At 43.6% G+C, this 20,268-nt stretch carries 22 protein-coding genes; 3 read left to right on the plus strand and 19 right to left on the minus strand.

Annotated elements, in window-relative coordinates; all coding sequences use genetic code 11:
• Positions 1 to 109: 109 nt before the first annotated feature.
• Together msrB and msrA are read right to left on the minus strand one after the other, a co-directional pair.
• Positions 110 to 517 (minus strand): peptide-methionine (R)-S-oxide reductase MsrB, encoded by a 408-nt coding sequence (msrB, locus tag PHS53_04480; GenBank protein MDD5357375.1) that lies wholly within the window; start codon positions 515 to 517, stop codon positions 110 to 112.
• The gene (msrA, locus tag PHS53_04485) at positions 514 to 1,077 is read right to left on the minus strand and encodes a peptide-methionine (S)-S-oxide reductase MsrA (GenBank protein ID MDD5357376.1); all 564 of its coding nucleotides are present in this window, start codon (positions 1,075 to 1,077) and stop codon (positions 514 to 516) included. Before msrA ends, msrB begins: the two co-directional genes overlap by 4 nt.
• A 137-nt stretch (positions 1,078 to 1,214) precedes the next feature.
• On the opposite strand from msrA, the gene PHS53_04490 reads away from it, so the two are divergent.
• Positions 1,215 to 1,676 carry a hypothetical protein gene (locus tag PHS53_04490; protein ID MDD5357377.1) on the plus strand — a complete coding sequence of 154 codons (462 nt, stop codon included), beginning with the start codon at positions 1,215 to 1,217 and terminating at the stop codon, positions 1,674 to 1,676.
• An 85-nt stretch (positions 1,677 to 1,761) separates the two neighbouring features.
• On the opposite strand, the gene PHS53_04495 is transcribed toward PHS53_04490, so the two are convergent.
• From PHS53_04495 to PHS53_04545, 11 genes are all read right to left on the minus strand, one after another.
• Entirely contained in the window at positions 1,762 to 3,381 is a 1,620-nt protein-coding gene (locus PHS53_04495) for a hypothetical protein (GenBank protein ID MDD5357378.1), read from the minus strand.
• A 33-nt stretch (positions 3,382 to 3,414) separates the two neighbouring features.
• Positions 3,415 to 5,214: a cytochrome c biogenesis protein DipZ gene (locus PHS53_04500; protein MDD5357379.1), complete on the minus strand. Its 1,800-nt coding sequence runs from the start codon at positions 5,212 to 5,214 to the stop codon at positions 3,415 to 3,417.
• Positions 5,215 to 5,220: 6 nt separating this feature from the next.
• Positions 5,221 to 6,150: a hypothetical protein gene (locus tag PHS53_04505; protein MDD5357380.1), complete on the minus strand. Its 930-nt coding sequence runs from the start codon at positions 6,148 to 6,150 to the stop codon at positions 5,221 to 5,223.
• Between the two features lie 22 nt (positions 6,151 to 6,172).
• Positions 6,173 to 6,442, minus strand: coding sequence for a hypothetical protein (locus PHS53_04510; protein MDD5357381.1), 270 nt, complete (start codon positions 6,440 to 6,442; stop codon positions 6,173 to 6,175).
• Between the two features lie 68 nt (positions 6,443 to 6,510).
• A complete protein-coding gene (locus PHS53_04515; protein ID MDD5357382.1) occupies positions 6,511 to 8,169 on the minus strand; it encodes an FAD-binding oxidoreductase in 1,659 nt (552 codons plus the stop codon).
• A gap of 24 nt (positions 8,170 to 8,193) precedes the next feature.
• Positions 8,194 to 8,847, minus strand: a complete 654-nt coding sequence (locus PHS53_04520) for an HAD hydrolase-like protein (protein MDD5357383.1) — start codon at positions 8,845 to 8,847, stop codon at positions 8,194 to 8,196.
• 57 nt (positions 8,848 to 8,904) lie between these two features.
• Positions 8,905 to 9,117 carry a hypothetical protein gene (locus tag PHS53_04525; protein MDD5357384.1) on the minus strand — a complete coding sequence of 71 codons (213 nt, stop codon included), beginning with the start codon at positions 9,115 to 9,117 and terminating at the stop codon, positions 8,905 to 8,907.
• 13 nt (positions 9,118 to 9,130) lie between these two features.
• A complete protein-coding gene (locus PHS53_04530) occupies positions 9,131 to 10,510 on the minus strand; it encodes a DEAD/DEAH box helicase (GenBank protein MDD5357385.1) in 1,380 nt (459 codons plus the stop codon).
• A gap of 122 nt (positions 10,511 to 10,632) precedes the next feature.
• Positions 10,633 to 10,785 carry a lmo0937 family membrane protein gene (locus tag PHS53_04535; GenBank protein ID MDD5357386.1) on the minus strand — a complete coding sequence of 51 codons (153 nt, stop codon included), beginning with the start codon at positions 10,783 to 10,785 and terminating at the stop codon, positions 10,633 to 10,635.
• 73 nt (positions 10,786 to 10,858) lie between these two features.
• Positions 10,859 to 11,332 (minus strand): hypothetical protein, encoded by a 474-nt coding sequence (locus tag PHS53_04540; protein MDD5357387.1) that lies wholly within the window; start codon positions 11,330 to 11,332, stop codon positions 10,859 to 10,861.
• A 16-nt stretch (positions 11,333 to 11,348) separates the two neighbouring features.
• Positions 11,349 to 12,389 (minus strand): glycosyl hydrolase family 18 protein, encoded by a 1,041-nt coding sequence (locus PHS53_04545; GenBank protein MDD5357388.1) that lies wholly within the window; start codon positions 12,387 to 12,389, stop codon positions 11,349 to 11,351.
• A gap of 69 nt (positions 12,390 to 12,458) precedes the next feature.
• On the opposite strand from PHS53_04545, the gene PHS53_04550 reads away from it, so the two are divergent.
• The gene (locus tag PHS53_04550) at positions 12,459 to 13,721 is read left to right on the plus strand and encodes an NAD(P)/FAD-dependent oxidoreductase (protein ID MDD5357389.1); all 1,263 of its coding nucleotides are present in this window, start codon (positions 12,459 to 12,461) and stop codon (positions 13,719 to 13,721) included.
• A 14-nt stretch (positions 13,722 to 13,735) separates the two neighbouring features.
• On the plus strand, positions 13,736 to 14,530 hold the full coding sequence (locus tag PHS53_04555; protein MDD5357390.1) for a glycosyltransferase: 795 nt from the start codon (positions 13,736 to 13,738) through the stop codon (positions 14,528 to 14,530).
• Here the strand turns inward: PHS53_04555 and PHS53_04560 are convergent.
• The 6 genes from PHS53_04560 to PHS53_04585 all read right to left on the minus strand — a co-directional run bounded on the left by PHS53_04560 (position 14,523) and on the right by PHS53_04585 (position 20,162).
• On the minus strand, positions 14,523 to 14,765 hold the full coding sequence (locus PHS53_04560; GenBank protein ID MDD5357391.1) for a GIY-YIG nuclease family protein: 243 nt from the start codon (positions 14,763 to 14,765) through the stop codon (positions 14,523 to 14,525). The two genes, PHS53_04555 and PHS53_04560, sit on opposite strands and share 8 nt — an antisense overlap.
• Before the next feature lie 21 nt (positions 14,766 to 14,786).
• Complete coding sequence (locus PHS53_04565; GenBank protein ID MDD5357392.1) at positions 14,787 to 15,140, minus strand: LapA family protein; 354 nt, start codon at positions 15,138 to 15,140, stop codon at positions 14,787 to 14,789.
• A gap of 69 nt (positions 15,141 to 15,209) precedes the next feature.
• Complete coding sequence (locus PHS53_04570; GenBank protein ID MDD5357393.1) at positions 15,210 to 16,661, minus strand: ABC-F family ATP-binding cassette domain-containing protein; 1,452 nt, start codon at positions 16,659 to 16,661, stop codon at positions 15,210 to 15,212.
• Between the two features lie 79 nt (positions 16,662 to 16,740).
• The gene (locus PHS53_04575; protein ID MDD5357394.1) at positions 16,741 to 16,941 is read right to left on the minus strand and encodes a cold shock domain-containing protein; all 201 of its coding nucleotides are present in this window, start codon (positions 16,939 to 16,941) and stop codon (positions 16,741 to 16,743) included.
• A gap of 118 nt (positions 16,942 to 17,059) precedes the next feature.
• Positions 17,060 to 19,540, minus strand: a complete 2,481-nt coding sequence (locus PHS53_04580) for an Ig-like domain repeat protein (GenBank protein ID MDD5357395.1) — start codon at positions 19,538 to 19,540, stop codon at positions 17,060 to 17,062.
• 82 nt (positions 19,541 to 19,622) lie between these two features.
• Entirely contained in the window at positions 19,623 to 20,162 is a 540-nt protein-coding gene (locus tag PHS53_04585; GenBank protein MDD5357396.1) for an LOG family protein, read from the minus strand.
• Between the last annotated feature and the right edge of the window lie 106 nt (positions 20,163 to 20,268).

The raw sequence follows: 20,268 nt of genomic DNA on the forward strand, positions 1-20,268 counted from the left end.
GAGAAATCAATGTGGAAATCTTATTAAAAAACAAAAAACGGGATTGGTACATTTCCACCCGTTTAAGTCGCTCAAGTGAGCCAAATTTTCGACCTCTGTTTTTTGATTTTCAGTTTTTCTTTTCTTCTAAATCGAGGCAGACGGAATTGAGACAATATCGCTTGCCTGTTTCTGTCGGACCGTCATCAAATACATGTCCAAGATGGGAACTGCATCTCGCGCACACAATTTCTGTGCGAGCCATTCCGCCAGAGCGGTCTTCAATATTTTTTACAGCGCCGGGAAGAGCTTGGTCAAAGCTTGGCCAGCCGGTGCCAGAATCAAATTTTGCGTCCGAAGAAAAAAGAGGATTGCCGCAAGCCTTGCAAACATACATTCCATCTCGCTTTTCAGCAAGAAATTTCCCCGAAAAAGGCCTTTCCGTAGCCCTTTCCCGTAAAACTCGGTATTCTTCCTCGGTAAGCTTCTCTTTCCACTCCTCTTCATTTTTTGGCATTGGCATATCTCCTTTTGTCATTTTTGTTTTGATTTATCTGCTAATAGATTCGCGAACTTTTCTTGCACCTTCTCTAACTTAGGATTAATGATAACTTCACAATATGGATTTCCGGGATTGCGGGCAAAATAATTTTGGTGATAATTTTCTGCTTCGTAGAAAGTTTCGAGTGGTTTAATTTCCGTCACAATCGGTTTCCCATTCGGATTCGAAGCATTGAGCTCTTTGATAAAATTTTCTGCTTTTATTTTTTGTTCTCCGGTCGTGTAGAGAATAATTGAGCGATACTGCGTGCCGACATCATTCCCCTGCCGATTCATTGTCGTTGGATCATGCGAAGCAAAAAATACGGTAAGGAGATCCTCGAACTTTACTTGTGCGGGATCGAACTTTATTTGTATAACTTCTGCATGTCCTGTCATGCCTGCGCAAACATCTTCATACGAAGGATTCGGTTTCTCTCCGCCGGCGTATCCAGGCAACACAGAACTGACCCCGCGAAGCATTTTAAAAACCGCTTCAGTACACCAGAAGCATCCGCCTCCGATTACTGCAATTTCTGTGTCAGAAGATTCCGTCATAGCTTTAGTATAACGAGTCCAAGCTAAATGACCAAATGTGTTGATAAATAAGGGATAAAAAATTGACAAAAGTTTAAAATACAGGTACGTTTCTTCTCAGGAACTCAAACCGCCAAAGGGCGAGACAAGGAGAAAGAATGCTTTTCTACAAAAGTTTCGAAATGCTCGATCCCGGCCTTCTCCAAAGGCTTCGAAAGGCCGGCTACGTTCACGCCACGGGGATAAGTTACCATCCCCTGAGAGATCCTATGACAAGCGTCGCCATTTGCTTGCATCAAGATCATTGTTGGAAATGGGGTGAGAGTCGTGGCATAGGCATCATTGTTACGGCTGACGGCCAAGTTTGGCTTCGTCAGGACGCCCCAAGGGAGGAGTACGCCATTATTCTCGAAGGGGAATTGCGGGGCGAACTCTGCCTGAGAGGTGGCGGATGCCCCGTTCCTTTCTCGGCAAAAGAAATCGCATCCGTGAGTGAATCGCTTGCAATTCGCCAGGACAATCCCTACAAGGATATCCTTGGCCTGCCGACGACTTCCGATTATATTCCGGATGACGTCGCTCATTGGCCGGATGCGACCTTGGCAGAGGCGGTTGAGTAAAGACCAGACAGTACAAACGTTATCGAATTTCCTACGGCTCACGCTGTGGGAAATTTTATTTTCAAGCTATTCAGTAAAAAAGCTGTTAAGTCTCTTCGGCCGTGGTCACCTCTTTTGTGGGAGTACGTCGAGCGATTTTTCTCCATCCGTGCACATGCTCTTGTGTCAAAAGAGCAACTATTTCATCCCGACTATATTTTTTCTCTTCAAGCGTCTTTATGGTTCCTATCCACGCAGAAAGCTCGTCGAAATAAAGTTCTTTAAAAACAGATTGTAAATAGGCGTCTTTCATATTTTTCTTACTGAACATCTTACGCAAATCCTTACTGCGTTTTGCATAGAACTCGGAGATACGCTCAATTTCTGCTTGAATCACCCCCTTGTATTCTGTTGGGTAATCATAAGAGGAATGCTCTTCAGACATAATGCCGAAAATTTTGTCCACCATTTCCCCGCCTTTGTATTGGGCTAAAATTTCATCCCTCGCCCTTTGATCATAGATTTCAGCGCGAATAAGTCTGAAAAAATCTCTTAAAATCTCCGTCGTCTTAGATTTGTCCTTTATCGCTTCTCCCCGACTCACAGAATCCACAAACAACCACGGACTGTCGGAGGCGGGTTTAAAAAGACGATTGAAAATGTGTTGTTCTTCGTGAATTCGTGTCATTTCTGAAGCAGATTGATCAATCTCTTTCTCATCGATATATTCTGTCTTTCCGATACTGGCCTTTTGCCCACTTGTATTTCGAAACCTCATTTCTTTCGTTCCTATAACAATTTCCCCATATTGAACCCCTTTTTTTTCTAGCGGGAACACAAATTCTTCCTCTTGCACTACCTCGCCTGCCACTTTTAAAATAATCTTTCCCGACTTCTTCACCCGTTCTACCGTTACACCTTCTCCATTTTCAAGATTAAATACGGCAATTAAATTCGGCTTCCCTTTCTCCTCCGGAAAGCAATTTATATCGCAGGTTAAATCTCCTACCGAGAGGTGAGCATAGTCCCACCTTTTTTCATCCCAAATAAAATCTTGTTCTTTGATTTCCTTGGATACACCTATCTCTTTGTGTCGAAGGACGCGCTCGGTATTCTCAAGCGTCACCGCATCGTTCAGATCAGAAATTCTTGTTTTACTCAAAGCACATCCAATTGAAGATGGTATTTTTTCTACATCATCTACAGAAGGAGAAGAAATACCGCTTCCCACGGCTCGAGCAAATGCATAATCTTCTGAATCGTAGCATTGGATATAAAAACAAATCGGCAATACTTTCATTTCTACTCTTCCTTTCGGTTTTTTACCAAAACAAGCTTCATACAAAGCTGAAGCTTCCGGATAGAGCCTAGCGTGTTCTTCTACTGTCTCATGCTGGCTAGCGTATGCATGGGATGCCTCAATAAGGTTTCCCGCCTGTATATCGGTGATTTCTCCTTGGTGGCGTCTCCTGTATACCTCATCAATAAGATCGTGTCTCGATATATCAGGATTTTTCTCTATGATGCTGCGAAACTCTAGGATTATCTTGGCAACATTTTGGTAACTTGTTGAAACCTTCTCTTTGATTCGCGCGAGTTTCTCTCGTAATTCAATATTTTTTGACTCGTCAAAAGAACCCTCCGGAGATGTTCTATTAGACTCATCCTCTTTTCTGATTTCTTCTACTTCTCTCGACAGGGGACCTTCTTGTCCAAAGCTTTTCATAGGAATAATTCTATATGAAATTTAGCGCTAAAACTACCCGAAAGTGAATGTGAAAGCCTTCATTCCCGGGCTTTTTATTTTTATATCCAAAGTATGTTCGCTGTAATCTTTACCTTCTATTAAAGAGTAAAGACGGTTTTCCTTTATACGCACCGTATTTAGTAATTTTCCATCTTGCCAGATTTCTATATCTGCGCCGGCGTCCGAACTTGCCACCATATAGACATTTTTTGAATTATATTTGAAGGCGATTTCCCCGCTACCGCTATTTTCTGCAAATTCTTCTTGAATATTCCATTTCCCGCCCAAATACAGTTTGTTCCTGGCTATGCTCTGCGGAAGAGTGAATGTTTGCATCCCCGATACGCCCGAATTTCCATTTGCGAGATCCTCATTCCGAGCGGAACCAAAATATGTTTCGGGACTAGCAATTTTTGAAAGAGTAGAGTCGATTTCTCCCACAGGACTTTCCGTAACATCGCCCATTTTTACTTCTGTACCCAGCCTGTGGCTTCGCTCCAAAAGCGCTTTTTGAATAGCTTTCTCGGTTTCCTCATAATTCCCTTCTCCGATATGATCGTAAACAACAAAACCGTCGATATCGATGAGATATTTGCGAGGCCAATACTGATTTCCGTAAGCATTCCAGGTCTTATACTCGCTGTCGAGAATAACCGGATACTTGATACCGAAACGCGCGACGGCATCTTCGACATTTTTCAAGACTTTTTCAAATGCAAATTCGGGAGTGTGGATTCCAATAATCTCGAGTCCTTGGTCTTTGTATTTTGCATACCAGCTCTTGAGATACGGCAAGGTGCGCTGGCAATTGATACAGCTATACGTCCAAATGTCGAGAAGCACCACTTTTCCGCGAAGAGAGGCGAGGTTGATTGGTTTCCCGCCCGTGTTTATGTACCCGTCTGGAGAAACGAGCTCCGGGGCAAGCAGGAACATTTTTTGCTTCTCCGCAATATCTTTTTTTATTTGTTCTTGAGTTTCTGTCGCAACAGACTCCGTTGCTTTCACGGAAGTGACTGGAATTTCTGTTGGAGTTGCCGACTCGGAAGGCTTTACAGAAGGAATTGTTAAAGCAGGCTTTTCATTTAATTTCAGAAGCTTTTGCTCAACTTGAGTGATATCGAACACTCCGGCATTTAGTAAAAGAGACGCTTCGATCTGCTTATCAACCCCCGTAATAACTGCGAGACCAACAAGAATGAAAAGAATTCCAAGCACTCTTTTGATCCACCCTTTTGGATCAGCCATATCTCCAATCCTGTTTAGAATATTTTGGCCGACAACAGAGATTGCGAACAAGGCGAGGCAAAGTCCTACGGTATACGAGACAAGATAGAGCGTCCCTAGAAAAAGACTTGCAGGCAAGACTGTAGCTAAAACAATAAAATAGGTTGGACTACAGCTCGAGAAAACGGGCCCGAGCGATGCTCCGATAATAATATCTCCCCAAAAACTTTTTTTCTGATACCCGACGCCTAAAATCTTATTCGATTTTTGATTAATACGGGCAGCAAATTTCAAATTATCCCAAAGCGAAGGAAAAAGAGTAATGAGTCCAAACAGAATGAGAATTGTTCCAGAAATCCACATCCAGAGACTTTCCGGAATAGCGATGAATGCAGTGCTTACTTTTAGAATAAAAGTGAAAAGGATCACCGATATCCCAAGAGCAATGACAATTGTGAGAGCTTTTTTTCTATTTACTTCTTCACCGGCGAGAGAGCCACCAATGACAACGGGTAAAAGTGGGAGCACGCAAGGCGCAAGAACTGTGAGTAATCCAGCAATAAATGAAATAACCAGAAATACCATATCTCCTTATGGAGTTGCTGTCGGAGAAGTTGTTGGAGATGGAGTAGCCGTTGGTGTTGCGACAGATGTAGCAGTAGGTGAAGGAGAAGGCGTTTCCTCATCAGATTTTTTATCACCAGAATTAAATCCCTTCAGTGCTTTCAAAATTGTTTCTGCATCTTTCCTGGCATCCCGAAGATCTGCGGCGCCTACTTTTATATCTGCTCGAGCTGCAAGAAGAGCTGCTCTATTAGCCTCTGCTTTTGTCTTATCCCCATTATCTGGTACAAGTCCGGAAATCCTGTCTTTTGCCGCCTTTGCCTGGACCAAAGCATCAGCAATTTGCGCGTTCATGTGTGCCAAGGTCGTATTCACAGCGGTAACGTCTTTACCCGCTGCTTGTGCCGTAGTAATTCGAGTCTTGAGCTTTCCACTAATCGTTGCGAGATTTCCTGCAATTGTTTCAATTCGCAAAGCTGCAGCAGTAATAGCCGCTTGGGGCATTACGAGTGCAAAAATACGATGAGACGCTGTTATTGACTTCAGATCTGTTCGAAGGGTTGCTTCATCTGTATCAGCATCAATTTTTGTCTTAAGTACAGTAAGGATATCGATCTGAGACTGTATTGAACCGGCAATCATAGATTTGCCCTCGTCAGATACTCGTTTTGCAGACTGTATTCGATCGTTTTGATTTTGAAGAGCAGCGATACGCCTGTCAATTTCTTTATCCCCCCTTTCGATAAGTTTAGAAAGATCACCATCCCATTTTGTTTTGGATCCCCGGTCCGCATCTCCCCGAAACTTTTCGGTCGATGATCCCATTCTGTCTTTCCCTCCGCGATCCGGCGTACCTGTCGCATTTCCGCCATCTTCTGCAATTACAGGAAGAGCGACGCCAGCCAGAAGTGTGAGACCTAAAGAAGAAGCAACGAGGAATTTATATTTAGTATTCATATGATTGTGGGAAAAATTTTATCTAGTAAGTTGATTGATCTTTGAGTCCGGCATCAGCATTTGCTGCGTCAGTATTCAAATCCGCCATGCCACTGTCCACAGCCTTTAGATCAGCGTCGAAAGAAGCATCAGAAGTATCCGTTGTAGAAATACCAGATGGTGGCGGAGTAGCTGTTGCTTGAATCACCACAGGACTCACTACCGGAGTTTCTGTGGAACTTGTGCTTTTCCAATACATCCAACCAAGAAGCACGAGCACGATAATAACAATGACGATAATTATTTTTGACATTTTTTATATAAGAAAATCTGCTAATAAGCTCTTTCGAGCCTTCTCCTCTTTATTGTATCACGCTTGATTTATTTGTGAACTTCCCCTGATCCCTTTATATGAGCTTTGAAATACGCGAGAGTTCCTCCCACTTTTTTACCGGGATTGAAAATGTTTTGAGGGTCAAGAATATGCTTTACCTCTTTAAAAAGCCGGTACATCGGCGTTCCGAACATTTTCTCTACAAAAGGCGTCCGGACAATTCCGTCATTGTGCTCTGCGGTAATGCTTCCCCCGTATTCAACGATGAGCTCATACACCTTTTCAGAAACTGGAATGATTTTTGCCCGCTCGCTTTCTTTTGAAAGGTCCATGAGCGGAATGATGTGGTAATTTCCATTTCCCGCATGTCCCGCGATATTAGCTTTAATACCGTTTTCTTTCAGAATTGTGAGAACTTTTGGCAAAAATTCCGGCATCTTTTCCGGCGGGACGATGAAATCGTCGATGAAAGGTGCAGTTTGCTTCCCCGCCACATGCTCTCGTAAGAGATTAAAGCTTTCTCGACGCATGATCCAATATTTTTCAGAATCCGGACCATCAGCGAGCACACGCATATGCACAGGAAATTTTCTAAGCGTTCGGACAATTTTTAAGGTTTTTTCGTAGAGAACATCCTCTTTTTCCTCCGCAAGTTCAATAAGAACGATGAGTTTCGGAAGGCCGAACATTTCAATTCCGATGAACACTTCCGGCAAAAAACGGGACGCAAAACGAAGCAGGCTTTGGTGCACCTTCTTTGCAATTTCAGGCATAAACCGAATACCGAGCTTCAGCGTCGTATCATCAAAAGCTTCCATACTTTCAACTCCAAATGGCAAAACCGCGTTCACGACGGCAGGCAGATCATCCCAATTCTTAAAGAAAAGAGCGATGAGTTTCCTCTCCGGCGTATCTTTTACCAATCGGACCTTCGCTTCGGTCAAAAGCCCGAGCGTTCCTTGCGAACCAACAAAAATCTGTGAAAGATCGAATGTGTCTTTCGCTTTATCCCACACTCGCCAAAGAGCGTAACCGGAAGAGTTTTTAGAAGTTTTAGGAGCGGCGCTTTCAATCAAATCATGATTTTTTGTCACCAGACGGTGCATTTTCCTGTACACTTCACCTTCAAAATTTGCTTCTAAAAGTTTCTTTTGAAGCTCCTCGCGATTGAGTTTTCGGAAAGTGTATTCATTCCCGTCAGAAAGCACCATGTTCATTTCTTCTACGAAATCCCTCATCTGGCCATAGCGCAAAGTTTTTTCCCCCGCGCAGTTATTCATGATCATTCCGCCGAGAGCGGCAAGCTGTTTTGAAGCCGGATAGATCGGTAAAGAGACTTTTTCCGGGGTCGTTAAGGCCTCAAAGTCACGAAAAAATACGCCCGGCTCAACTGTACCCGTCAAAGCTCCAGCATCTATGGTTTTTTCTTTAAAATGTGACGTAAAATCCAAAACGATGGATTCACTAAGGGGGCCTCCGGTCATATCCGTACCCGCAGAGCGCCCGGTCAGGGAAAGTCCCGGCCGTTTTCCTTTTTCATGAGACACAAAAGAGACGAGCTTTTTTACATCTTCCCTGTTACGAGGAAAAACCACGAGCTTTGGCCTGACTTCAAGAAGTGAAGCATCGTGGCTATATTTAGAAAGGGTTTCCGTATCATCAAGAACTTCGCCTGCAAATATTTTCTGGACCTCATCCTTAAACATGCCAAGAATTATAGCAGAAGAACGTCACTCTCCCTGTTGATTTCTTTCCGCGAAGTAATCAGAAACTGCCGAAATCAAAGCTTCTGGCTCATGCACAATGCGATAAGGATTACCTTTTGTAAGACGCGCATGCTCATGGTAGCCCCAAGATGCTCCGATTGAATCAACATCCATTTCACGCGCTTCGCGCATATCCCCAACCGTATCAGTGACAAAAACGCATTGTTCGGGCAAGATTTTATACTTTTCAAAAACCATTCTGATCTTTTCAACCTTGCTTGTGTGAACGTCATTACCCAAGAGATCCGCGAAATATTCTCGAATTGCATTTTTTTGCATAAATTCTTCAATGAGATAAGTCGGGGATGAAGATATAATGAAAAGAGTATATTTTTCAGCTAATTTCTTTACCACTCCGCTCACCCTTGGAAATATGACTACGCGTTGCTGCATAAGAGGGGCATATTCCGCGAACCAATCAAAAATTTCATGCTTGCAATCGGGACTGTGCCAATGCGCAGTATTTTTGTCCCAGTCATGAACGTTTCCATCAAAGACTTCGAGCCACCTCTCTCTCGTTATTGTGGCGCAAATCTTTTTATTCAAATCCCACGACACCTCCGAAGAATCAGCGATAACGCCGTCGAAATCGAAAAGGATGTATTTTTTCTTTTTCATATTTACTGATTATATACAAAAAAACACCAAGCTGTCGCTTGGTGTTTTTTATCGAATTTATCGAATTTCTCGAAGCCGGACAAGACAGGGCACGCAAGTAGTCTGTCCTGGACGAGTTTTTAGATATTTATTTCCACATACGCAGAGAAGCACGGTGCTTTTTGTGACCTTTTCTACCCACTTACCTTTCATATTCTGATACTGCCGAGGAGGCAACACAACGGCAACGGGCATTGGCTTTTTACTTTTTGTTTTTGTGGTAGTTTTCATGGCAAAAGAAAAATTATTCAATAAATGTTAAAGCTTTACCTTTCTTTCCTCCTCGTCCTGTTCGTCCGATTCGGTGGACATAGTCGTCGTAGGTCGCAGGAAGTTCGTAGTTAATTACATGGGATACATCCGGAATATCGAGGCCTCGAGCAGCGACGTCTGTTGCCACAAGGATCTGTGCATGGCTCTTTTTGAAAGCGTCCAATGCGCGTACTCGTTGTGATTGATTCTTGTTTCCGTGGATTGATTCTGCTTTGAAACCTTTTTGGTTCAAAAGTTTCGTAAGTTTTTCCACCCCGTGTTTTGTCCGCCCGAAAATAAGTACTTTATTGAATTCTTTTTGGTTCAAAAGATCGTGAAGGGTGTCGAGCTTATCTGCTCCGCGTACTCGCACAACGTCTTGATCAACACTTTTTGCAGTGTCTCGTGTTTTTACTGAAATTCGAACCGGTTCATGGAGAAATTCTTTGATAAGTTTTTCGATTTCACCAGAAATCGTTGCGGAGAAGAAAAGGGTGTGTCGTTTCTGTGGCATTCCTTTCATAATGAGTCGCATATCATTTACGAATCCCATATCAAGCATCCGGTCGGCTTCGTCGAGAACAATAGAATTGAATTCATGAAGATGAATCATCTTTCGCTCGATAAGATCTTTCACTCGCCCAGGAGTACCTATGATGAAATTGTATTGAAATCGCAGATCTCGAAGCTGTTTGCCGATCGGAGCGCCTCCAACACAGCACACAGAGAACATTTTCATGCTCTTGGTAAGAATTTTGAGCTCTTCGTCGATCTGCATTGCAAGTTCTCGCGTCGGAGCGAGCACCATTACTTGCTCTTTTCGATTGAGTCGTACTTTTTGAATGAGAGGAATAAGAAATGCCGCGGTCTTCCCTGTTCCAGTGTTTGCAATTCCAACAATGTCAGAGCCATTTAGGATATGCGGAATAGCCCGGTCTTGAATCGGAGTTGGGGTTGTATAGCCTTTCGCAACGACAGAAGCTTTGAGCTCTGCGTCAATTTTGAAATCAGTGAAAGCATGTTCGGGGACAAAATGTTCAACCTCTTCGGTGATTACAGCTTTATTTATAAATCGAGCAGTATCAATTCGCTCTCCGCCTCCACGAGAACCGCTTCGTCCTCCAAAGTGAGGACGCGACCCGCCCTGACCGCCACCGAAACGTCGAGGGCCACTACTATGTCCTCCAAATCGGGATGGACCAGAAGAAGAACCGCCAAATCGAGAAGGTTGCGGGTTTGAACGGGAATGCGAAGAACTTCCACTAGATGAGCTACGAGAAAAACCGCCAGAACGCGGAGCGCTGGAATTTGAAGACGAATGAGTATGATACGGCTTGCGAGGGCCGTTATTGTGAGACTGTTTTGGATGCATATTCTTCCTCAAACTTCACTGTTAGAGGAAAATGCTTCCAAAAACAAGAGAAACAGCGAGATTTGATTACCCCTGAAGTATATACCAAAACCGCTATTTTGTCAAACTTTCTCCCTTTGCGCTCAGGAGATAGGGTTTCTACCCTGGATAATTCGCACCAGAACCATAATAATCGCCAAAACAAGGAGAATGTGGATAAACGACCCGATACTATACACTCCAACAACTCCCAAGAGCCAGAGGATGAAGAAAATAATTGCAATTGTTTCGATCATAAAGTCTAGAAAAATGGTCTTATAATTTCGACTCATCTCTTTCACATCTGATGACGTCTTACGAGCAGGCTTGTTACAGAGGTTTCTCCAAGAAAAAGTAGAGAGGAGAAAATGAAAATCCGGGAATAATCCTTAAGTGAAGCTTGCCCATATATTCTCCGGGAGCAGTTTCGACAATCTCGTCTAAAATGGGGCGGATCCAGAAAGGATTTTCCGGAATATCATAATCAATTTTCATTACTTGCAAATGCGTGTCCCGAATTCCCGGACCGAAAAATGTTTTAAAAGGATATTTTTCCACCTCGGCATTTCCTAAATCTTTGAAAACATTGATTCCCTCTTCATATCTTGCATCGAACTTTTTCCCAAGCCAGGAACCGGTGAGATATGCCGAACCTGAGTAAAAACCGTCTGGACTAGGGTTTGGTGCCTTTCCTGATACAAAGATCTTTTGATTGGCACTCCATTCATTTGTCCAATAAGTCATACAGAAAAGAATAGTGATAGCGATAAGAACAAGTAGAAAGAGGATTAGTATAAATTTCATCTCTTCATTATACCCCCTAGAGAACCTTTTTTACACTTGGTACCTCAAGTCCCATTGCCCAAGCAGAAAATCCCGCAAGCCCGTATTTTTTCATAAGGTCGAGTTTGGCCTGAATGCTTCTGCCACTTTCATACCAAAGAGTATATTTTTTCTTGTTACTCGTGTACTTAAAGTACGGAGCCTGCTCCTTTTCGCTATATCCGCTCGTCATATAATGTTTTTTGAGCGCTTCTTGGATTCCTCCGTTTCCACCAATCTCTACAATTTTTCCAGTCGCATCATTCCATAGCCAATAATAGAGAGCGAGTCCCATTGAAACTTTTTCTTTTGGAACAAGGGTGAGCGTATAATCCATCACTCTTTTAAGCCATGAATAACGGGCAATTGGACCTTCTGAATCCGGATCGTCGTACGACATAATGCTTAGAAAATCCGTATGCGAAGCAAGCGCGGAGTAATCATAAACACCAATAAGGTCCTGCCAAAGCGTTTTCACATAATCTTTCGGGTTTTCGGAAAATTTAGAAACTACGGCGACGCTTGAGGTAAGACCGTTCGCCTTCATCTTATCTCCAAATTTTTGTACGAAGGCGGAAAATTTATCGCGGTACGAAAGATCCATCTGCTCGAAGTCGATCTGCCAGCCCCAATACCCTTTCGTTTTTGCTTCTGCGATAAGCCCGTCAATTGCTTTATCCTGCTGTGCAGCATTATCGAGAAAAGAATGTGCGCCCGCTTTGCTGAAATTGGGATTCGTTACGAGTGGCATCAATTTGATGCCTTTATTGTGAGCGTAATTTATAACAGTCTGATTCATGGTTCCAGTCAAAGTTCCATCGGTTTTAAAGGTGTACGCCTGCGGAGCAAGGACGTCTATATCAAGTTCTTTTCCGTAGAGAGATGCTCGGGCGTTCTTCCCCTCCCTGTAATAGAAGATTTTGAGGGGCTTGTAGTGGGCTTTCACGGGCGCTACGGGGACTGCAGAAAAAACTGCGAGCGGTGAGAATCCCAGTATAAAAAGCAATGTAAAAATTGTGATTTTTTTGTATATTTTCATCATCTCATTGCCATTATACAGGCCAGGAGAAAATTCGTCTAAAATGGCTTTAATGCTAGGATGGGAGCCATGAATAAGGAAGTTTGGGATGTGGCTGTAATAGGAGGCGGACCTGCGGGAATGATGGCCGCGGGACGCGCAGGAGAGCTCGGCGCGCGAGTCATTTTGATCGAGAAAAATGCGACGCTTGGTAAAAAGCTTCTAATTACCGGTGGAGGACGATGCAATGTTACGAATGCTGAATTTGATAACCGAAAACTTCTCGAAAAATTCAAAGAAAACGGAAAATTTCTTTTTTCTGCTTTTTCTCAATACGCAGTCAAGGATGCTTTAGATTTTTTTCATCTGCGAAACATGGAAACAAAAGTGCAAAACGAGCAGCGCGTTTTCCCCGTAAGCGACAGTGCTCAAAGCGTATGGGATGTCCTTGTCGAAAATTTAAAAAAACACAATGTTACCGTTCTCTCGAATTCTCCTGTGACAGAAATTCTTATATCAAAAGAAAATCACAAAGAAGTCTCGGGGGTAAAATTAAAAAACGGGAAAGAAATTCTGGCCCGCTCTGTCGTGATTGCGACCGGAGGAGTCTCTCGGCCAGAGACCGGCTCAACCGGAGATGGATACAAATGGCTCAAAAAAATTGGCCATACGGTCACGGAGCCGACGGCTTCGCTGGTTCCGATTGCGATAAAAAACAAATGGGTAGAAAGGCTTGCCGGAGTCAGTCTCACCGATATTAAAATTACCCTTCTTCAAAACGACGTAAAACAAGATGTAAGGAAGGGCAAAATTCTTTTCACTCATGTTGGCGTGAGTGGTCCAACCATTCTCAATATGAGCCGTGATGTTGGAGAACTTCTGAAGTACGGCGAGGTTGTCATTTCACTCGATCTTCTCCCCTCTCTCGATTATGGAAAACTCAACGCGCGACTCCAGGAAATCTTTAAAGAAAATGATAAGAAAAAGTTTAAGAATGCCCTCGGATCTCTTGTGCCATCAGCATTAGCACCAATTATCGTAGAGCTTTCAGGAATAAACCCCGAAACCGCCTGCAACAGTATAACCCGAGAAGAAAGATTAAATCTTGTAAAACTTTTGAAAAATATTCCGCTTCATGTAGATAAACTCCTCGGCCTCGAGAAAGCAGTTATTTCTTCAGGCGGAGTATCCCTCGAAGAAGTAGATTTTAAAACAATGCGCTCACGCCTCTTTTCAAACCTCTATCTTATCGGCGATATCTTAAATATTGACCGTCCAAGCGGTGGCTATTCCCTTCAGCTTTGTTGGACAACTGGATTTGTTGCCGCCACTTCCGCAGCGGAGAAAAAATAAGCTAGAATACTTGTATGAAATCCGTCCTGGTAACTATGTCGGACAAGAATCATCTTGATAGAGCAAAACAGTTACTTTCGAGCGCCTTTTTTAAGGCACCATGGCATGAAGACATGCTTCTCCTTTCTGACGGAATACCAGAAGAAGATTTGAAATGGTTTACCGATCGAGGAATACTCGTTCACTCTTATGTGGGCGAAAATCCTAAAAAATATCCGAGCCGGCTTCTTTTAAAACTCGAACTTTTCACTCCCCACTTCAAAAAATGGGAGCACGTTGTATACCTCGATTCAGACATGATGGTCTATGACTCACTCAAACTTTTAACGACTGTAGATACATTCGCGGCAATGGGAGACATGAATCGGCTCCGTCTCAAAGATCAATTTGTCTGGAACAAAGAAAATAATGATGCTTACAAAAAATTCCTTTATCATTACAACATAAACGAATACGCCTTTAACGCCGGAATGATCGCATTCAATACAGACATCATCACAAAAGCCCTTTATTCAAAGATGCAAAAATTCATCCAAGAATATTTCTCGCTCATTGTGAAAGAAAGAACTGTGGGCGACCAACCGATCTTAAATTTGGCGTTTTATCAAGATTGGATCGAGCTGACTCCGCATTACAACTATTACGTTCCCGATGAAAAACGTATTGTGGATTTCCAGAATTCAAAGGCGGCAATCTACCATTTTGCCGGAAGCGGGCTTAAACCATGGAACGAGAAAAGTCCTTTTCACAAAGAGTGGAAAGAAAATCTGGCGAAAGCGGAAGAAATTCAGATTAAAACAACTAGCTAAAAAGCTTCAATTTCTCGGGCCTTGTGAGGCTTTTGAGTGCATTCTCTCTTTTACGCGCTAGTGAATAAGACTTCAGCTTTTTAAAATATTTGAGAACCACAGGCCGGCGGATTTTGGTGTAATGCGCCCCCGATTTCAGGTGGTTGTGAGCATGAAGTCTTTTCTTCAGATTATTTGTGGAACCAACGTAGAGGGTTTTGTCCTTACATTCCAAGATGTATACGTAATACGGCATTACCCTATACTATCGCACAATCTAGTAAATGTTGCTGTCCGCAATCACGCCATGTTCGATAGAAGCAATGGCTTCGGGAGTTGCTGGAGTATTTTTTGCGAACACAGTGAGTTCCTTTTGCTTGCGGAGCGCTTCTGCTAGTTTCTGATTTTCTTTCTTCAAGCCCCTTTGCTTAAAGTAATTATCGATAGAGCCCGGAAGGACAATGAGAAGCGCCGTTACAATTCCAGCGGAGAGCGCCAGAAGCAATATCACAGCAAGCGAACCCTCAAGTTTCCAACTGAAGAAAGAAACCGTGACTACCGCCACGTTCTGCAGAGCAAAGATAACAGCTACGCTCCCAAGCAATAATCCCACAATAAAAAGTATAAACATTGTTTTTTGATTAGAATAAAGTCTCACATATAGAGACGTCTAGATACCTTCTTCCTTACAAAGAAGCGTCTATTTATCGAGATCGAGCGTTTCGTCAATTCGGATTTTCTCCACAAACTCTGGAACGTGAGAAACAAGAATCATTGCTCCTTCGTATTTATTGAGCGCTTCAGCAATAAGTGGAATGTGGCGGAAGTTTATGTGGTTTGTCGGCTCGTCGAGTATGAGAAGTCCGGGTTTTTCAAGTACAAGCCGCGCAAATGCTACAAGTCCTTTTTGTCCTTCGCTCAAACTTCCAATTTTTGTAAAAATCATCTCTCCTGTAATAAGAAATCCTCCAGCAACACGTCGCATCTCTTCTTCATACTTTTTATCCATCACCGAAAGAAGCGAATCACAGACGCTGTCTTCAAAATTGAGGGTTGAAAAATCTTGCCGGTAATATCCGACTTTAACCCCATCTGCAATTTTTACATGTTTTTCAGTCCCTTTTGCGATACTTTCGAGAAGAGTGCTTTTGCCGATACCATTTGGCCCACGAAGGAGGAGATGCTGGTTCTTGCGAAGCGAAAGATCGGCTTTTCTTTGAACCGCTTTATGATTCTTAATCATTTTAAATCCTCCGATGTGGAGAATTTCTCCTGAAAGATCTTTTTGCGCTGGAATGATGAAGGGTTTGATGGTTCTATCTTCTTTTCTCACATCCACTTTTTCTTCCTCAAGCTCTTCTGCTTTTTCGCGCATTCGTTTCGCGACAAGACGCATCTGCCCGCCTTTGTTTGCAAAAAAGTTTGCCTTGTCCTTGTTTTCCTGGATTTCTTTTGCCAACTGCGCGTTTTTGCGATTTTCTTTTTCAAGCCTAACGGAAATTTGTTCTCTCACGTCAAAATAGTTCCCCACATACTGCTCGATTTTTCTTGTATAAATATCTAGATACAAAACTCCTTCTGTGAAGACGTTCAGAAATTCTGCATCGTGGGAAATAACGATAACTGTCTTTTTATAGTTCTTGAGAAATTGGGTGAGATGTTCGATTCCCGCCTTATCGAGATTATTCGTCGGCTCGTCAAGTAAAAGAAGATCTGGGTCTTGAATGAGAGCAGAAGCAAGGAGAAGCCGTGCCTGCTGACCACCGGAAAAAGAGCGGACGATTCTGTCGTGCGGAGCAGTGAAATTAACCGCTTCAAACACAGCGTCAATCCTCGGATCAATGTCATACACTTTTTCTTTGAATTGTTTTTGAAAAAAATCGGTGATAGAGAGATCAAGATCTCCTCGTGGAATAACTTGTCGCGAGGTGGCAATCGTAATTCCATTCGAGATATGTACGCTTCCCGACTCTGGTTTCAGATGTTTTGTAATGAGTCCAAAGATGGTGCTCTTTCCAGCGCCGTTTTGTCCCATAAGAGTGATCTTCGCGCCCCGGCGAATAGAAAAATCAGCCTCTTCGAGAATGGGCTTGTTGTGACCGTATTCAAATGACGTTTCCTCGAAACGTACTACCGTGTCGTCTTTGGGCATTACGAGAGGATACAGGAAAAATGTTGAATTGGAAAGAAAAAATCACTCTCCCATTTCTGGGAGAGTGATTTTTTTGAAATTAAATTCGTGATACTCCTGTAGCTGCTGGGCCCTTTTCACCTTGAGTAACTTCGAAAGAAACTTTGTCTCCCTCTCGAAGCTCTTCAAAAGTAACACCCTTCAACTCCTTTGAGTGAAAGAAAAGATCCTTTGCTTCACCTTCTCGTGAGATGAATCCAAATCCTTTCTGTGTCAAAGTCTTGATTGTTCCTGTTTGCATTTTGATTGATTGTTGCTTTGTAAGTATTCTACGTTTTGAAACTCGACTTAGGCTGTTTCTTGTATCTGAATACGAAGACAATAGTACCTCAAAAGAGGAGTTTAATCAATTCTTTTGCCTAAGACTCCAAGAGCTGATTTACGAATCCTCGAGTGACCGTCCCGAAAATACCTGTCCCCTCGGTAATATCCGCTGGAATAAGAATTTCATTTGGATGCGCGTTTTGGAATTTTTTCATCGCATCTCTCGTTTTTTCTCCGTAATACGTGGTCTCATGGCCGGAAGATCCATTTCCACTTTGAGAAACAGTAAAGCCTTGTCCATTCAAAAATGTTTGGAGTACTTTTACATCATTTCCCTCCATGCCGAGCATAAGATTTCTCGTGAATTCAAAATGAATCGTCGATGCACCAAGAACACTGCCGTGCGAATTGATCGATGGAGTTGCGGGTACTGCTGGACTTACTCCCGGTATCGCAGGAGTTGCGGGGGTAGCTGCATTTGGATTTCTGGTGCCACCACTGCTGCCTCCGCCCGGTTTCGGTTTAGGAGTTGGAGAAGGTGTCGGTGCAGGAGTTGGCGATGGTGTAGGACTTAGTGTGGGGCTTGGCGATGGGGTTGGTGAAGGCGTTACAACCGGAGTAGGTGTTGGAGTAGCAGTCGGCTCGGGGGTGGGGCTAGGTGTAGGTTCAGGAGTTGGGGACGGAGTTGATTCCGGAGTGGGGCTTGGGGTCGGGACGGGAGTAGGACTCGGCGTAGGTACTGGTGTTGGAGAAGGAGTCACAACTGGAGTCGGACTTGGGGTAGGTTCGGGCGTAGGTGAAGGAGTGGGAACCGGCGTTGGGGTTGGTGTTGGTTCAGGTGTGGGCGTTGGAGTGGGTTCCGGGGTTGGAGACGGCGTTGGGACAGGAGTAGGTGATGGCGTAGGTACTGGAGTTGGCGATGGTGTAGGAGACGGCGTCGGGGTCGGAGTTGGGACAGGCTGAACTACCTGATTAAGCGTCGGCACAGATGTTGTCTGCCCTGCTCCAGTCGTTGAATTAAAATTTGAATCCCCTTCATAAGCAACTTTTAATTTTCGTGTACCGACTGGTAAATTGCTAACAACAAGAGAAGCGTGTCCTGTCACATCAAGAGTTGATGTACCAATTACTATCGGTGTTCCTGAAGCAGTAACATCTCTAAAATCTGCGATGCCTGTTGGAATCCGTAAATCTCCGGCAACAGCTGGAGTGATAGAGACCGTCAAAGTAACCGGCTGGCCGAAAATAGAAGGATTGTTATCAGAAGTCAAAATACTCGTTGTAACGTTTGTTTTGGGAACAGGAGTAGGGCTCGGGGTTGGCGAGGGTGTCGGACTTGGTGTTGGAGAAGGAGTAGGCGTTGGGCTTGGCGTAGGTTCTGGCGTAGGAGAAGGAGTTGGCTCCGGTGTAGGGCTAGGTGTTGGTTCGGGGGTCGGTGTGGGCGTAGGCACAGGTGTTGGAGTAGGAGTTGGAACGGGGGTAGGAGACGGCGTAGGAACCGGCGTTGGCGTCGGGGTTGGAGCAACAACATTCACTGTTCGCGTGACCTGTGTAGCATTGTTAAGCGCTAAGTCCGCCACATTATAAGTAACCACATGCGAACCAGGGACTGATGTGTCAACTGGTAATCCTCCGGTAACGATCGAAGCAGTGAGATCACCATCTTCCGTGTCGCTCGCAGTTGCTCCCGCATCCGCGTAAACGTCTCCGACAAGAACGGTTGCAGGATTTACACCAAGACGAGTAATGACAGGATTTGTATGATCCGGGGTAACAGTGACTGAAGGAGTCAAAGAGACGCCGCCACCTCCAGCCGTTGCGTTAAAATTACTGTCTCCAAGATATTTTGCGTTTATATCAGATGTGCTGACAGAGGTATTATTTCCGAGAGTACTAATATCGAACACTGCGTTCCCACTAGCATCAGGTATGGCGGTTCCAAGGTGCGTTCCAGTGCCGGCTAAGTTGAATTGAACCTGGCCGTTTGGAGTTCCTACCCCGCCAGTAGCAGAATTTGAGACATTTACGGAAAGAGTGACTGTTTGGCCGAAAAAGGGAGAAAAATTATCTGCAGTAAAATTGGTTAATTTCACATTCGCCTTGTTCACCGTTTTTGTAATTGCCGCAGTTTTACCAACAAGAGTCCCGGAAAGTGAGCCTGTAACTGCCGTCACTGTCCCCGTCAAAGTAACAGAACCGGCGGTCGTATCTCGATAGAAAAATCCCGGAGTATTTTGCGAGTTTGAAGGAATCACAAGTGAAAGGCTTGAGCTTGCAAATGCACCGGTAGTGGTTGCATCAAAGCGCCCGGTTGCAGAGCTTGAAGTAACGAGCACAGTCATTGAATCCCCGCCAGAAATATCTTCTCCAGTACTTCCCACATTTTGCGACTGAATCCGAAGCGGAGAACTTGCCGCATTCGATACTCCAACAGTAAAGCTCGAAGGCTGGCTGGTTGCATTAAAACCGATCTTTGTAACAGAAGTACTTACTGCAAATGCGGGAAACGCAAGAAAAGAACTGAATACAAGACAAACCACCAGAAAGACAGATGCTCCCTTAGAAAAAATTTTCATTATTGTAAAAGATAAACTAATTGGCTAGTCCCCTTATTCTACAGAAGAATACTTCCGAAAGGAAGGGAGTTGGGGATAAAAATCAAATTTGCTCTTTGAGAATCTCCATGGCCTCTTCGGGAGTATTCACTATCGTATAGAGAGACGAAGCAGACTTTTCTAGAAATCCTTCCTCCATCATTTTCTCGAGAGTTTCTTGTATCATCGAGAAATAGTCACTGATCAAAATAAGGGGCATATCTTTTGGTATCTCCCCAAGTCTTTTGAGCCCTAAAATATTGTAAATTTCAAAAAATGTGCCGACACCTCCGGGCAGTGCGATATATGCATCCGCGAGTGTAATCAGTTTTTCTTGCCGTGGACCGAGATTTTTAAAAATCTCAATTGTCTTTACATACTTTGATTGTACTCTCCCGCCAAAATCCAAACCGATACCCATAGTCTCTCCGCCAGCCTCAAACGCACCGCGAGAAACTTCTTCCATAAGGCCAGTGCCTGCTCCAGTTACCGTTATAAATTTATTCTCAGCCAAAAGCTTGCCTGTTTGGTAAGCCAAGCCAAAATAATGTTTTTGTCTTTCTTTAAAGCAGTCATTTCCGGCAAAAACCGAGATTTTTTTCATCCTGTAGTGAAAAATGGCATCGCTCTTTTGGAGCAAATAATTACCATTTTTAAAAATTATATTTATAATCGAATACTATCATATATGATAGTATTTTTATTACTTC

The organism is Candidatus Paceibacterota bacterium (assembly GCA_028714635.1).
GTDB lineage: Bacteria > Patescibacteriota > Minisyncoccia > Phycocordibacterales > JAQTLZ01 > JAQTLZ01.